The sequence below is a fragment of the Pacificoceanicola algae genome (assembly GCF_049341065.1).
In the GTDB taxonomy this organism is placed as follows: domain Bacteria; phylum Pseudomonadota; class Alphaproteobacteria; order Rhodobacterales; family Rhodobacteraceae; genus Pacificoceanicola.
This window is the reverse complement of sequence record NZ_JBMPIX010000004.1, coordinates 151,720-165,524: the sequence shown is the minus strand read 5'-3', so window position 1 is coordinate 165,524 and position 13,805 is coordinate 151,720. Positions and strand designations below refer to the sequence as shown.

The 13,805-nt window shown below is 60.7% G+C and carries 11 protein-coding genes; 3 read left to right on the top strand and 8 right to left on the bottom strand.

The genetic code is table 11. The features are described 5' to 3' along the window. Nucleotides 1-136: 136 nt before the first annotated feature. Genes ACOYQJ_RS07810 through tsaD form a run of 5 tightly spaced genes read right to left on the bottom strand, consistent with a single transcriptional unit; the run spans nucleotide 137 to nucleotide 3,309 of the window. Nucleotides 137-532, bottom strand: coding sequence for a DUF1761 domain-containing protein (locus ACOYQJ_RS07810; RefSeq protein WP_422905457.1), 396 nt, complete (start codon nucleotides 530-532; stop codon nucleotides 137-139). Nucleotides 533-584: 52 nt separating this feature from the next. Continuing rightward, nucleotides 585-1,004 carry an EVE domain-containing protein gene (locus tag ACOYQJ_RS07805; protein ID WP_422905456.1) on the bottom strand — a complete coding sequence of 140 codons (420 nt, stop codon included), beginning with the start codon at nucleotides 1,002-1,004 and terminating at the stop codon, nucleotides 585-587. Continuing rightward, the gene (locus ACOYQJ_RS07800) at nucleotides 1,001-1,276 is read right to left on the bottom strand and encodes a YciI family protein (RefSeq protein WP_422905455.1); all 276 of its coding nucleotides are present in this window, start codon (nucleotides 1,274-1,276) and stop codon (nucleotides 1,001-1,003) included. Before ACOYQJ_RS07800 ends, ACOYQJ_RS07805 begins: the two co-directional genes overlap by 4 nt. A 3-nt stretch (nucleotides 1,277-1,279) precedes the next feature. After that, on the bottom strand, nucleotides 1,280-2,230 hold the full coding sequence (locus ACOYQJ_RS07795) for an NAD(P)H-dependent glycerol-3-phosphate dehydrogenase (protein WP_422905454.1): 951 nt from the start codon (nucleotides 2,228-2,230) through the stop codon (nucleotides 1,280-1,282). Continuing rightward, nucleotides 2,227-3,309 carry a tRNA (adenosine(37)-N6)-threonylcarbamoyltransferase complex transferase subunit TsaD gene (tsaD, locus tag ACOYQJ_RS07790; RefSeq protein ID WP_422905453.1) on the bottom strand — a complete coding sequence of 361 codons (1,083 nt, stop codon included), beginning with the start codon at nucleotides 3,307-3,309 and terminating at the stop codon, nucleotides 2,227-2,229. Before tsaD ends, ACOYQJ_RS07795 begins: the two co-directional genes overlap by 4 nt. A 73-nt stretch (nucleotides 3,310-3,382) precedes the next feature. Here tsaD and ACOYQJ_RS07785 point away from each other — a divergent pair, with 73 nt between their 5' ends. From ACOYQJ_RS07785 to ACOYQJ_RS07775, 3 genes are read left to right on the top strand one after another with little or no spacing between them, the layout of a single operon-like run. Next, nucleotides 3,383-4,105, top strand: coding sequence for a uroporphyrinogen-III synthase (locus ACOYQJ_RS07785; protein WP_422905452.1), 723 nt, complete (start codon nucleotides 3,383-3,385; stop codon nucleotides 4,103-4,105). Between the two features lie 60 nt (nucleotides 4,106-4,165). After that, on the top strand, nucleotides 4,166-5,536 hold the full coding sequence (locus tag ACOYQJ_RS07780; RefSeq protein ID WP_422905451.1) for a COG4223 family protein: 1,371 nt from the start codon (nucleotides 4,166-4,168) through the stop codon (nucleotides 5,534-5,536). A 10-nt stretch (nucleotides 5,537-5,546) separates the two neighbouring features. Beyond that, nucleotides 5,547-7,061, top strand: a complete 1,515-nt coding sequence (locus ACOYQJ_RS07775; RefSeq protein WP_422905450.1) for a heme biosynthesis protein HemY — start codon at nucleotides 5,547-5,549, stop codon at nucleotides 7,059-7,061. Nucleotides 7,062-7,174: 113 nt separating this feature from the next. On the opposite strand, the gene ACOYQJ_RS07770 is transcribed toward ACOYQJ_RS07775, so the two are convergent. From ACOYQJ_RS07770 to ACOYQJ_RS07760, 3 genes are all read right to left on the bottom strand, one after another. Then, on the bottom strand, nucleotides 7,175-8,758 hold the full coding sequence (locus ACOYQJ_RS07770; RefSeq protein WP_422905449.1) for a calcium-binding protein: 1,584 nt from the start codon (nucleotides 8,756-8,758) through the stop codon (nucleotides 7,175-7,177). A 178-nt stretch (nucleotides 8,759-8,936) separates the two neighbouring features. Then, complete coding sequence (locus ACOYQJ_RS07765; protein WP_422905448.1) at nucleotides 8,937-10,199, bottom strand: hypothetical protein; 1,263 nt, start codon at nucleotides 10,197-10,199, stop codon at nucleotides 8,937-8,939. 313 nt (nucleotides 10,200-10,512) lie between these two features. Next, nucleotides 10,513-13,761, bottom strand: a complete 3,249-nt coding sequence (locus tag ACOYQJ_RS07760) for an AAA family ATPase (protein WP_422905447.1) — start codon at nucleotides 13,759-13,761, stop codon at nucleotides 10,513-10,515. Between the last annotated feature and the right edge of the window lie 44 nt (nucleotides 13,762-13,805).

The window sequence follows — 13,805 nt, the reverse complement described above, 5'->3', positions numbered from 1 at the left end:
TCAATTCAAAGAAGGCCAGAAGGCCGGATCCTTTGATCAGATTCACGTGTGGTGCGTAGGGAGCACGTGGGGTGACGGGGGTGCCGGTCTTGTGATCGGTGCCCCCGTAACATTTTTTGCCTTCGAGATATTACCTTCAGAACAACGTCAGAACAAAGCCCATGATCGCACAGGCAACGGTGGCATACCCGCCGTCAATCAGCGTCAGCTTGGGCGGCCGCATGGCGTAGGAATTGTTCAGCGCGATCCAGGGCGTGATGAAAAACAGGCCTATGCCTGCCCCGCCGATGATCCCGGCACCAATGCTGTCGATCCCGCTTAGTGCAAAGACATGGCGCATCATTCCTGCGACAATCAACTGCAGAATGAATCCGAACCCGAACAGCAAAGGGTTTTGTCCGCCTTCCGGCTTGCCATCGGCATCGCAGGGAATGCCGATGGCTTCCAGCCAGGGCGTTGACAGCACCATATACCAGGCCGCCCCCGCGGCAAAGGCAGCGACAGTCGCCACAATCACATTGATGAGTTCCATGAGTTCCCCTCCTGCTTGTGACGTCGATGTTGCCGCAGAGCGCGGTTTTTGACTAGGCCGTCAGTCCGGCCTTGTCGCAGATGAGGCGCCATTCGTCTTCGGTGACGGGCTGGACGGACAATCGAGAGTTTTTCACCAAAACCATTTCAGCCAGCCGGTCGTCTGCCTTGATATCGTCCAGTGTCACTGGGGTTTTCGCGGTCTCAAGTGCCTTGATGTCCACGCATTCCCAGCGCGCGTCTTCGGTGGAGCTGTCATGGTGCGCTTCGGCGATCACCTCTACCGTGCCGACCACCGCCTTTTCCTTCTGGGAATGGTAGAAAAAGCCGCGATCGCCGATCTTCATCTCGCGCATGAAGTTGCGGGCCTGATAGTTGCGCACGCCGTCCCATTCCTCGCCGACGTCGCCCTTGGCCACTTGGTCCTGCCAGCTCCAGGTCGACGGTTCGGACTTGAACAGCCAGTACCTCATCCGCCGATCACCCGTTTCCACGCGGTCAGGCTGACACTTTCGAACAGGCCCGCCTTGGCGTAGGGATCGTTGTCGGCCCAATCCTGAGCGGCAGCCATATCGGTCACGTCAAGGATCACAAGGCTGCCGGCCATCTCGCCTGCGTCGTCCAGCAAAGGCCCGGCCTGATTCACCACACCGGTGGCTTCGATATAGGCAAGATGCGCGTCGCGGTTGTCTTTACGAACCTGTAGCGCGTCTTGTTTGTCGTGGGCGATCAGGGCGATGAGCATGGTTTATTCCTCTTTCAGGGGTCTGGAAAGCAGTTGGTTCATGGCTTCGGGAACGGTCAATGCCCCGGTCGTGAGCTCTGCGACGGCAGAGCAGACGGGCAGTGGCAGACCGCGTTGCAGAGCGATTTGCGCAACCGCGCGGGCCGTTGCGGCGCCCTCGACAGTTACCGACGGATCAAACGCCTCGCCCCGTCCAAGAGCAAGCCCATAGCGGAAGTTTCGCGACAGGTCCGAGGTGCAGGTCAGCGTCAGGTCGCCCAGCCCGGACAGGCCAGCCAGGGTTTCCGGCTTTGCGCCCAATGCCGCCGCAAGCCGTGTCATCTCGGCGAAACCGCGGGTCATCAGCGCCGCGCGGGCGCTGTCGCCCAATCCGGCACCAATGCAGGCGCCGCAAGCGATGGCGATGACGTTCTTCAGCGCACCGCCCAGTTCGGCCCCCGCAACATCCGTTGTACGATAGAGCCGGAGCGTCGGAGTCGAGAGCCACTCTTGCAAGGTTTGCCCCAGCGCATCGTCTGCGCAAGCCAGTGTCAGGGCAGTAGGCAATCCGCGCGCGATATCGGCGGCGAAACTTGGCCCGGTCAGGATGGCAGGGTGCGCCTCGGGCCAGTGCTTGGCAAGGATCGCAGCGGGGCCTTGCAGGGTGGTCAGGTCGATACCCTTGCAGCAGGCGACAAGGGCTTTGCTGGTAAGGGTGTCCGGGATCTGCGAGGCAAATCTTTCCAGACTTTGCATGGGCATTGAAAACAGCAGGGCCGCCTCATCCAAAGCGATTTCGAGGTCGGCAGTCACGGTCACGTTTTCCGGCAATTGCACCCCCGGCAAGCGAGGGCTTTCGCGGTGCATTGCCAAATGCCTGGAATCGCGAGCCCAAAGCGTAACGGGGCGCTTTTGCCCAATCGCCACCGCAAGGGCGGTGCCGAAAGCGCCGCCGCCAAGGATCGAAACGCTCATGCCTTGGCCCCCTTCTTACCTGATCCAACCAGCGGCGCGGCGTTTTTGTCCAGCGGCCAACGTGGGCGCGCGGCAAGGCTCATGTCGTCGGTCAGGCCCAAGGCCAAAAGCTCGCCCCCGGCGTAGGCGATCATCGCCGCGTTGTCGGTGCAAAGACGCAGTGGCGGGGCGGTGAACGTCAGGCCCGCTTGTCTGCAAACAGTCTCTAATCCAGCCCGAAGCATCTGATTTGCAGCAACTCCGCCAGCCACGGCCAAGGCCGGTTGTTCAGGTGTTTCGTCCAGATAAGCCGCAATGGCGCGGCGCGTCTTTTCCATCAGAACGTCGCGCACCGCGGCTTGGAACCCGGCGCAAATGTCGGCGCGATCTTGCGTGGTCAGCCCGCCTTGCACTGCGATCAGGCTATCGCGCTGGCGGAGTATGGCGGTCTTCAGCCCCGAAAAGGACAGATCGCAGCCTTCGCGGTCCAGCAGCGGGCGCGGGAAGCGAAACCGTTTTTCGTCGCCCTTTTGCGCCTCGGCCTCGACCGAGGGGCCGCCGGGCTGCGGTAGGCCCAGAATGCGCGCGGTCTTGTCAAAGGCCTCGCCGGGGGCGTCGTCGATGGTGCCACCAAGGCGCGTGAAATCCCGCGGCCCGCGGACGATCAGGAATTGGCAATGACCGCCCGAAACAAGCAGCATCAGGTAAGGATAAGACAGCCCGTCAGTCAGGCGGGGCGTCAGCGCGTGACCGGCCAGATGGTTCACCCCGATCAACGGTTTGCCCAGCCCGGTCGCCAACCCTTTGGCCAGCATGACGCCAGACAAAACGCCGCCGATCAGCCCCGGACCGGCGGTCACGGCAACCGCGTCCAACTGCGCCAGCGTAACACCGGCCTCGTCCAGCGCTTGTTCAACGCAGATATCCAACCGTTCCGCATGGGCGCGCGCGGCAATTTCGGGGACCACGCCGCCATAGGCCGCGTGCAGGTTGTTCTGGCCCATCACCACCGAGGACAACACATCGCGACCGCGCAGCAGGGCGGCGGCGGTATCGTCGCAACTGCTTTCCAGCCCAAGAATAAGGGGCACAGTGTCCATCCGCCGTTCCCGTTGCTTTGTCCTGCCCTCGCAGGTACCACCCTGAAAGGCGCCCCACAATCCCGGAGGTCAGATGGCCAAGCCAGATCCCATCCTGCTGATGACTCGTCCGAGGGCGCAGGCAGAGGAATTCGTTGCGCAGCTACAGGCTCGGGATGCTGGCTTTCAGCCAATTTTTGCACCGCTCATCGGGATCGAATACGCTGGCCCATTGCCCGCGCAAGACGACCTGCGAGGCCTGATCTTTACTTCGGCCAATGGTGTCGCGGCGTGGCAGGCGCTTGGCGGGCGCGTTGATCTTCCGGCCTACACGGTCGGCAATGCCACCGCGCAGGCTGCACAAAGGGCGGGAATGACGGCCAAAAGTGCCGATGGAAATGCGGAAAGCTTGATTGAAATGCTGTTGGATCAGCGGCCTGACGTGCCGTTGTTGCATGTCAGGGGTCAGCACAGCCGAGGAGATCTGGCCGCGCGGCTCGGATCTGACGGTCTGGAAACACGCGAAGCGATCCTTTATCAACAGCCCCCGTTGCCCCTGACAGGGCAGGCGCAGGATGCTTTGCTAGGCGAAACTCCGGTTATTGCCCCTTTGTTTTCGCCCAGAACCGCTCAGCTTTTTGCCAAACAGCACATTAAAGCGCCGCTTCTTGTCGCGGGGATTAGTCAAACGGTGGTCAATGCGGCTCAGCCGCTCCATATATGGAAGGTGGAAATCGCAACGCGCCCCGAATCCGATGCGATGCTGGCTGCTGTTCTGGAATTGCTGGAGTTTGCGCGGGAATCGGTTGAGAATTGAATACAGTGACTGCCTCCGGTTATGGGCGGATGTGCAGGGAATGTGAAAGGGTGACGAAACGTGGCAAAGGCAAAGTCCAGCAAACCCTCGGATCAATCCGAGGCAGAAACTGCCAAACCCGAAGACGTGGTGGATGCGGTAACCGAAGAGGTCACTGAAGATCAGGACAGCGTCGAGGCGTCGACCGAGATCGATACCTCGGATGAGCCTGAAACACCCAAGGACGAGGCTTTGACCGAAGACGCGCCCAAGGACGATGCCCAGCCGGAAGACCCCGCGCTGGATGACACGCTAGCCGAAGATGTCTTCAATTCCAGCGGTCCGGCCGAAGTTTTGGACGATGACATTCGCGATGACCTTGCCTCCTCGGAAACCGAAGCGCCTACGCCTCAGCCCACCGTGGTGCAGGAGAAGGTGATCGAACGCAAAGGCGGGTTCGTGCCAATGGCGCTGGGCGGGATCGTCGCCGCAGCTTTGGGCTTTGGCGCGGCGCAATTCACCGACATGAACCTATTTGGTGCGCCCGAACCGAACCCCTTTGAGCAAGAGGCAAAGGCTTCGATCGACGCGCAGTCCCAGCAGATCGCAAACCTTGAGGCCGGGCTTGGTGAGGCACAGAAGGCCATCGGTATCATTGATCTGAACCCGATCATGTCTTCGGTCGCCGGGGTCGAGGATACCCTGTCTGGTTTGACCGACAACGTGACCGCGTTGGAAGCCAGCATCGCCGGTTTGGACAGCCGTATCACAGCGATCGAAAAAGCCCCGGTTGCCGAGGCCGTCGGCCCCGAAGCCATCGCTGCCTATGAACGTGAGCTCGAAGAGCTTCGCTTGGCGATCACCGCGCAGAAACAAGCGGTCGAGGAACAGAAGGCGGAAATTCAGGCCATGGCGGAAAAGGCTCTGGCCGCCAACGCCAACGCAGAAGAGCAGGCCACGATAGCGTCAAGCCGCAATGCCTTGGCTGAATTGATCGCTTTGGCGCAGGCAGGCAAACCCTATGGCGAACCCCTTCTCTTGTTGACGGCAAATGGCGTTGAGGTTCCCACAGCCCTGAGCGCTGCTGCCGCCGATGGCGTGCCGACGATCACCGCGCTGGCCAGCGAATTTCCGGATCTCGCGCGTGATGCGCTGAGCGTCGCGCGCCGCGCGGCCCCTGCCGAAGAAGGTGGCGGCGGTCTGGCGACCTTCCTGTCGAACCAGCTTGGCGCGCGTTCGGTTACTCCGCGCGAAGGCAATGATCCCGACGCCGTGCTTTCGCGCGCCGAGGCGGCCGTCAAGGCCGGAGATCTCGACACCGCGCTGAGCGAATTGCAGGCCCTGCCTGCCGAAGCACAAGCGGTGCTGGCCGATTGGGTTTCGCGCGCCAATTCGCGCAAAGATGCTCTGGCAGCGGCTCAGTCGCTCGCTCAAGATTTGAATAAAGAATAAGGGTCACGAAATGCTTTGGTCACTTATCAAGATTGTCGTTTTCGTCGCGCTTGTCGCGGCCTTGACCCTTGGCGCAGGCTACCTGATGGAAAGCCAGGGCGGTATCCAGGTCACCGTGGCGGGGACCGAGTTTACTCTGGGTCCGCTGCAGTCGGTGATCGGCGCTCTGGTGCTGGTGGCCTTGGTCTGGGTATTCTTCAAGCTGTTTGGCTTGGTGATTGCCCTGCTCAAGTTCATAAACGGCGATGAAACCGCGCTAAGCCGGTATTTTGATCGCAACCGCGAACGCAAGGGCTTTCAGGCTTTGTCCGAAGGGCTCATGGCGCTGGCTTCGGGCGAGGGTCGTTTGGCGATGGCCAAGGCGACCAAGGCTGACAAGTACCTGCATCGTCCTGACCTGACCAATCTGATCACCGCGCAGGCGGCGGAAATGGTTGGCGACACGAAAAAGGCCGAGGAGGTCTACAAACGGCTTCTCAAGGACGAAAATACCCGTTTCGTCGGCGTCCGCGGTCTGATGAAGCAAAAGCTGTCCTCGGGCGATACGGCGACAGCGCTGAAACTGGCGGAGCGCGCCTTTGCCATCAAGCCCAAGCATACCGAAGTGCAGGATACTCTGCTGCGGCTTCAGGCGGAATCGTCGGATTGGGAAGGCGCCCGCAAGACTCTCGCCACCAAGTTGAAAACCGGCACCTTACCGCGTGATGTCTTCAAGCGGCGCGATGCGGTTCTGGCTTTGTCCGAGGCGCAGAACATCGCTGATGATGCAGCCAGCGGCGCCGCTGCCGAAGCGGCGATCAAGGCGAACAAAGCCTCGCCTGACCTGATCCCCGCTGCTGCCATGGCGGCGCGTGGCTATATCGCGCAAAACCGCAAACGTAATGCGATACGCGTGCTCAAGAAAGCTTGGGAAGTGCACCCGCACCCGGATCTTGCCGCTGCCTTCGCCGAAATCGAACCGAACGAGACACCCGATGCACGCGTAAAGCGCTTTGCTGCGTTGACGGCGATCAAACCCGATCATCGCGAAACCAAGCTGCTCAAGGCCGAACTCAACCTTGCCGCCGAAAACTTTCCCGAAGCGCGCCGCAGCCTTGGCGACCTGGTGGAAACTGATCCTGACGCGCGGGTGCTGGCCATCATGGCAGCGATCGAAAAGGGCGAGGGCGGGTCGGATTCAGTTGTACGTGGCTGGCTGGCAAAGGCGCTGACCTCGCCGCGTGGTCCGCAGTGGGTCTGCGACAACTGCAATACAATTCACGCCCAATGGGCGCCGCTCTGTTCGAATTGCGGGGCCTTTGACACGCTCAGCTGGACCAAACCGCCGCAATCCGAGGTCGTTCTGCCCGCAGGGGCCGAAATGCTGCCACTGATTGTGGGCGCGCTTGAGGACCATTCGCCAAAGCCAACCAAAGAGCAAGAGTTGGTGGACGCTACGCCAGACGCGCCTGCGGAACCCCAATCGGAGCCCGTTGAGGCCGAGATCGTCGAAGACGCGGAAACGGTGAAAGAAGACGCAAAATAGACCTCTCGGGCGGCCACTTTCCAGGCCGCCCGTCGTTGTGCCGACTTGGCTTGGCTGCGTCGGCACGTCATAGGCAAAGATCGGATTTCAGAGCCGGCGTGTGAACCCCATGCTCAAAAGATCAGAGCGTCCGAAGCCATGAGATCGACCAGTGAAATACCGCGCAATTCGATCAGGACGTCGGCTGTCTGGAAATCCCCTGTGTCGATGAAGATGGTTGCGTCGCCTTGGGCGTCCTCTCCGTATTGCAGATAGTACCCGCCAGCGCCCAGTTCGCCCGTGATCTCTGAGAAATCCAACGTGTCGACGGTCAGGTCAAAGTCCTGAATGATATCGTGCGAGACGCCGCCGCCCAGCCCGCCGAGACCCTGGCCATCGCCGACCTTGTAGATCAATGTGTCGGCACCATCGCCCGTCACGATGAAGTTGATACCGGTCCCGCCAAAGATCTGATCATTGCCACCTGTGCCGTAAATGATCTCGTTAAGCTCAGACCCATAGCCCGATCCCCAATCGCGGTCGTTCGAGACATCCGTCACCTGTGCGTCGACAAAGCGGAAAGTGAAAACTGACGAGCCGAGTTGAAGTTCCTCGACAAAGGCCTTGTCGTGAAGAGACGCGTTCAGCATGTCCTTGACAGTGATCGTGTTGCCCGATCCGGCAATTGTGATGACCGCATCGTTGCCGACCTTGGAAAACGACAGATCGTCAAAGGCGGTCAGCTGAAGCTGCGCGTTGGTGGCGTTGTTGGGGTTAAGGCCCCAAAGATCGATCACATCGTGGGAAAGCCATGTGGCGTTGCCGTCGCCGCGGTCGTCAATGATATCCGTTTGATCCGTGCCGATGTTCGCATCGAAATGATAAGTGTCCGCACCGCGTTGCCCGAACAGCAGATCGTTGCCAAGCCCTCCACTTAAAGTATCGTCGCCGCTTCCGCCTCGCAGCCAATCCCGACCATCGCCCCCTGACAGATTGTCCGCACCGCTGCCGCCCCAGATATGATCATTGCCATCTTCCCCAAAAAGCACGTCGTTTCCGGCCTCGCCATGGATCCAGTCGTTGCCGTTGCCGCCATAGGCACGGTCATCGCCCGCGCCGGCGAAGATCGTGTCGCGGCCGCCGCCAGCAAATCCAAAATCGTCACCGGCGCCCAGATCGATGCTATCGTTGCCGCCGTTGGAAAAAACAAAATCCGCACCGCCCATTGCCGAAAAGGTGTTGGCCTCATTGCCGCCAACGATCAGGTCTGCTGTTTCGGTCCCGGTGTCGCCAGTGGCGATGGTGTAGGTCCCGGTCGACGTGACAAGCTTTTCGATCCCCGTCCCAGCATGTTGCCCGACCAGCCGCAATTCGATGTCCGGTGTCGCGCTGTGACGCCACCACGAATTTTCACCCGGCAAATTCAGAACCAGCGTGTCGCCGGCCTTCACCGCCGTGGCGAAGGTCGAAATTGCCCCGGTCGAGGTTGTGTTATACAATCCGTTGGGGCTGAGGATAGTGTCGGTGCCGTCGTCCGTGCCTCGATCATCAATGAAAAAGCTGTTGTAGGTGCCCGAGGTGATCGCGTAGGTGTCATCGCCGTTTTTCCCGATCAACCTATCCCGAACCATAAGATCATTGCCTACCGCATAAAATACGTCAGCGCCGTTCGTGCCAACCAAGCGGTCCGCCTCGGGTGTTCCAAATAAATCTGGCACGGTCGTTCCTTTCGAAGAATCTGATCAATTGGGAAAACCGTATCCGGCCTGTCCGGCCAAAGGATATAAACTCTGGGTGCATGGAATGAATGCGCTCCGAAAAAATCGCGCATACTCCAAAGGTTTATGCGGCGGGACGCGAATTTTTAGCCTCTCTGAGCTTGGGAAACCGGCATCGTTAGGAAAATAAGGTTAGGACGGCAGCCACCCAAAAAGTGCTTAGGATGACGAAGACGCCATTCCAGCGCCAGGCGATGACAAAGGATGACACCGGGGACATTTGCGACATGAACAGCGTTGTCCCCGAAAGCGGCGAGACCGAGGTGCCCATACCCCAAAGCGCCATCATCGTGGCCGCCATAAGGGGCAAGGGGATGCCCAATGAAGCCGGGTCGGTGACCGTGGTGAAGACGACCAGAAGGATGATGGGATGCAAGCCAACCGCGCAGACCGCCAGATAAATCCAGATCACCAGAACAGCGTCGACGAACATCACTCCGGTCAGTCCCGGCATGGCAATGCCGCCGGCATCACCCGAAGCCAGCATGGATGCCACGGCCGCACCAAAGATGTTGGCGCATACGAAAAGGGTGGTTTCAGTGCGCATCCCGGAATAGCCCGCCAGAACCGACCGTGCGATTTGGGCGACGCGCGGGGCGTTCTTTCGGCCATGTACAAGCCAGAGCCAAGCCAGCGAATAGGTCGGAGCCGACAGGGCAATGGCCGTTGTCAGCTTCAGATGCGTTCCTTCAACAAGCGTCAGAGTGATGACGAAAAGTACGGTAATCGCCAATAGAAGCCGTGCGACAGCGGGGCCAAGGTCCAACTTTTCCGCAACGCCCTGCCGGCGAACACCGCCGCGGCGTCTGACAAAGCGGTCATAAACAGTGGCGTAGATCAGAAATCCGGCGGCAATGAGCAGCCCATAGGGCACAACCTGCGGCCAACGCAGCCCCGGCATGGTCGCCAGCACGGCAGCAGTGCCGACAAAGAACGGCGACCAACAGGTTGCCGCGGCAAACCCCCACATGATTGCGCAGCGCAGACGCATGCCTTCAATGGTGTTCTCGCGGCCGTCATCCAGCATCGGCGCCAAAAGCCCGAGACCAGCCAGATTAAAGCCAGCCCCCATGGTATGGGCCGACAGGATAAAGGCGGCAAAGCGGCGCCCCGGCCCCATGCGGGACAAGGCCGCCCTGAGATCGGCGACAGAGGGGCTTTCCCAAGCCGCAGCCCGAAGCCAGCCAACCGAGGCAAAGACCAACAGGAAAGGCAGGGTTTTCAGAACGCCGGTCTCGAAAACCTCGATCACGTTGCTCTGTGACAGGGAAACAAAGAACGCGATGGCCAAAAGCAAGATCCCGGCGATCTGCTGAGCGCGCTGTATGTTGCGGAACTGAAGCACCACAAAAGCGACCAAGGCGATGGCCGCGATATTCAACAAGATGCTCCACCCACTTAGCGCCCCGAACGTAGCAACGACGGCGGCAATCACAAAAATTGCTGCTGAAGGGCTGATTTGCCTTGGGGATTCGGTGGCAGTGCTCACGCGAGCGCCCAACCGCGTGGGGCTTCGTTCTTAGGCGAGGCTGCGGCAACAGCGAAGGGTGGCTCGATTAATGTCACGTGACGGGCCTGTGAATTTCTGCGACGCGCATTTGCACAGCCAATTGCGGAACTGTCAAAAGCTCTTGCCGGGTGGGCTTTGCGTGCCGGATGCCGGGCATCTCTGCAACGGTGCGGTCGAAAAACCTTCATCGCGTCGCACGCAAACGACGCAGGCGGGTGGCATCCCATCCCTCATCAAGGGAAACCATGCCGTCAGCCGCTTGTGCGAGTCGCGCGTATGACTGCTCCGAACCCTCAGCTTCGACCATGTCGCAGGCGATGCGCAGGGCCAGCGTCGCCGCTCCGCTTTCCCGCGCGTGCTCAAAAGCCCGAACCCGCAGGTCCGCAGCCTTGTCTGAATCGCCCTCAAGCCCGGCCAACTGCGCCTGAAGGCGGGCGATTTCAGAACTTGTCCACGTCTCGTCAGTGTGCTTCTCGATCTTTTGCGCTTGTTCGAGGCAGGATTTGGCATCGGGCAACTGACCTGCACGCAGATAAGCGTTGGCCAGGACGGACCACGCCAAAGGGCCGTAGTTGAATGGGTTGAACTGTTGAAAAACCGGGAGGGCCCTTTTCAAGGCCGCGCAGTCGGATTGATCCGGAGGATCGGCCCGGGCAAGCAAACGGGCGGCATTGCCGAAAAACAGCCCCGCCCCGCGCGCAACCTTGATGTCAAACCGATCCGCCATCTCCACCGCTTCGAGACCGGCATCGGCCATTTCGCCATCATCAAAGGCCAATGCAGCCAGCAATGCACGAAATGACAGCGCCTGACCAAGCGAATGCGCATGATTAATATCGCGTGAATGACTGACAGAGAACGCGCTGACCTTGCGCGCACCTTTCAGATCGCCGCGCATCCAAAGGGTGAAGGACAGGAACACGGCGCAAATTTCAGCGTGGTCATAACCGTGCGCGTAGGCCAGCCCAATGTCCCGGTCGCGATCATAGGCATCCAGCGCCGCGCGCAGCCTTTCCTCGGCCTCGTCAAAGCGGCTGACGTGCAGGGCAACGACCCCCATGGCGCGCCCCCCGATCATGGTGAATGTGCGGTCCTGTGACAACCGCGCGGCGTCGTTCAAGGCAACCGCCCAATCCCGAGCTTCGCGATAATCGGCGCGCACAAGAGCGTGGGCATAAAGACCGTTCAGCGCCAGCATTTCGCTCTGGCGGTCCTCAAGTTCGCGGGATAGCGCCAGCATCTCCCGCCCGAGCGTGCGCACTTCATCTGCAGCGATGCTCAGGCGGCCGCGCTTGACCGCAGCCATCCCTGTGACTGCACGCAGACGCAGCCTTTGATGATCAGGCGTGCGCGCAAGACCATCCAAAGCCGTCAGGGCCATTTCAAAGAAATGATCGGCCTCGACCAGCGCAGAGCGGGACAGGAAAAGCTCGGCCGCGGTCAGGGCGAGAGGGGCTGCATGGACCTTGGCGCCCGCTGCCAGCGCGTGCGTGGCAAGGATGTCAGGGTGACGCGTGCGCATGTCCGGAAACAGGTCGGGCAGGATGGCCAACGCCTTGCGGTGCAGATCCCGGCGATCAGCCTCGATCATCCGTTCATAGACGACGTCGCGATACAACTGGTGGTAAAAGCGACAAGCGCGGCCGGCGCGATCATCGCTGACAAGGCCGGCCCGGAGAAGGTCTTGCAAGCCGTCGTCGATCTGCGCGGGAGAGAGTCCAAGAAGCGGCGCGAGCATGTCCCGATCGGTTTCGGTGTTCAGCACCGCAAGCGCGGCGGCAACACGGCGCCCCTGTTTCAGCCCATCCAGTCTTTCGGCCACGCTTTCGTAGATGGTTTGCGGCACCGTAACATCGCGCCCATAGTCGCCGTCGAAATCACGCCCAAAGCTGCGCGCAAGGCTTTCCAACATTAGCGGATTTCCGTCACTGCGCTGAAGAATGCGCTGGCGGATGACGGCCGGCGGTGGATGATCCTGCAAGATGCGGGTCAGAAGGGCCTCGGCGGGTTTGTACTCTAGGCCTTTCAGGGCCAGGGTCTCGACCCCGGATTGGGTGCGCCAAAGCGGTTCAGCGGCGTTGCGCGAGGTGGCCAGTAACATGACGGGATGGCCATTTGCACGCTCGGCGCAGGCCTCCATCAGATCGCGTGTGGTTGGGTCACACCAATGCGCGTCCTCCAGAACCACAAGAGTTGTCCGTCCGGTAGAGGTATCGACCAGCCAATCCGCCAGTATGTCGATCAACTGCCCCCGAGAAGCTGTAGCAGGCGGTTTATCCAAAGCCTCCTTCACCGGCAGTCCCAGAAGTCCGGCGATCAGGGCAAGATCCTGAACTGGCCGTGATCCAAGGATCAGGCGCAGCGCTTCGCTGCGGGCGGTTGGGGTCGCGGCCTCTTTGTCGCCGACCAATTGCTCGAAATGGTTCAAAACCGGGCCTAGCGCGGTGTATTGCGAAAGCGACGTACAGGCCAATGAGACAACGCGGGATTGCGCGCCGGACGTCGCGGTCAGAAACTGGCGCAGCACCGTCGATTTGCCCAATCCCGCCTCACCCGTCAGCAGCGCAAACCTTGTCGCACCCGCCCCGACTTGGGCCCAAAGTCCGCGCAGCCGGGCATTTTCAGCGTCGCGTCCGAACACGGTTGTCGGCTGGGGTTGTTGCGGCGTCTGAGCTGTGCTGCGCCGAACCAGTTGCGCAATTCCAGTGGTGTCCTCAATGCCGTTCAGCACCACATCGTCGCGGGCCTCGAACTCAAAAAGATCGCCGACCTCGGCGCGTGTCGGCCCGTCCACCATCACCCCGCCCGGAGGGCTTGCGGATTGCAGGCGCGCGGCCCGGTTCATCACTTGTCCAACCATTTGCAGCCCGCCGCCGACGACATAGTCCGATGGCGTGCCGATGATCGCCTGACCCGTCGCCACACCGACGCGGAACAGCGCCTCGACGCGGGCGCCGGACGGTAAAAGGTATTCGCTTGTCTTGAGGTCCTCTTGCATGGCGAGCGCGGCCCCAAGCGCCCGTTCAGCGTCGCCAAAACGCGACCGGGGATAGCCAAACAGCATGATCATGCCGTCCCCTTGCAAAGACGCAAGATACCCCCCGAACCGTCGCGCCACGGCGCTGGCGGCAACATAGGTCGATTGCAGAAGGTCGTGCATGTCGTCCGCTGAAAGACGTTCGGCCAGCGGGGTTGATCCGATCATATCGATGAACAGCACCGTCAGGCGCCGTTTTTCCAAACCCTCGGCGGGTTGCGCCCTTTCTGACGCGTCCCCGATGACGCCGAGCAGCTTTTTTCGCTGCCCGATGGTCAGACCCAACTCTCGAAGATCGGATTCGCGCAACGTCCAGAACAGGGCGTCGTCGATGTCTTGCGTTCGAAACCGGTCGATCAGATCAGATAGGCCAAGCTGATCCAGAACAGTCTGCATGTCCGGTCGGCTGACCAAGGCTAAACCCCTTTTCTAGAATAACC

Coding starts and splice junctions, on each gene's coding strand:
- ACOYQJ_RS07760 (WP_422905447.1), bottom strand. CDS start 13,761: ATGCAGACTGTTCTGGATCAGCTTGGCCTATCTGATCTGATCGACCGG.
- tsaD (WP_422905453.1), bottom strand. CDS start 3,309: ATGGACACTGTGCCCCTTATTCTTGGGCTGGAAAGCAGTTGCGACGAT.
- ACOYQJ_RS07800 (WP_422905455.1), bottom strand. CDS start 1,276: ATGCTCATCGCCCTGATCGCCCACGACAAACAAGACGCGCTACAGGTT.
- ACOYQJ_RS07810 (WP_422905457.1), bottom strand. CDS start 532: ATGGAACTCATCAATGTGATTGTGGCGACTGTCGCTGCCTTTGCCGCG.
- ACOYQJ_RS07775 (WP_422905450.1), top strand. CDS start 5,547: ATGCTTTGGTCACTTATCAAGATTGTCGTTTTCGTCGCGCTTGTCGCG.
- ACOYQJ_RS07795 (WP_422905454.1), bottom strand. CDS start 2,230: ATGAGCGTTTCGATCCTTGGCGGCGGCGCTTTCGGCACCGCCCTTGCG.
- ACOYQJ_RS07805 (WP_422905456.1), bottom strand. CDS start 1,004: ATGAGGTACTGGCTGTTCAAGTCCGAACCGTCGACCTGGAGCTGGCAG.
- ACOYQJ_RS07785 (WP_422905452.1), top strand. CDS start 3,383: ATGGCCAAGCCAGATCCCATCCTGCTGATGACTCGTCCGAGGGCGCAG.